Below are 205 nucleotides of genomic sequence, written 5' to 3' on the forward strand. Positions count from 1 at the left end.
AGTACCCAGAGGAAGAGAAAGAAATTATCGATTTCCTGAGTAGCGGCGAGCGAAACGGAAACAGCCCAAACCAAGGGGCTTGCCCCTTGGGGTTGTAGGACACTCTATACGGAGTTACAAAGAAACGAAGTAGATGAAGCGACCTGGAAAGGTCCGCGAAACAAGGTAACAGCCCTGTAATCGAAACTTCGTTTCCTCCAGAGTG

1 rRNA gene is annotated in these 205 nt (G+C 49.3%); it reads left to right on the forward strand.

Annotated features, from left to right (window positions below):
• Positions 1-205, forward strand: a 23S ribosomal RNA gene (locus DS745_RS04315); the annotation flags it as partial.

Origin of the sequence: Anaerobacillus alkaliphilus, from assembly GCF_004116265.1 — a bacterium.
GTDB classification, from domain to species: domain Bacteria; phylum Bacillota; class Bacilli; order Bacillales; family Anaerobacillaceae; genus Anaerobacillus; species Anaerobacillus alkaliphilus.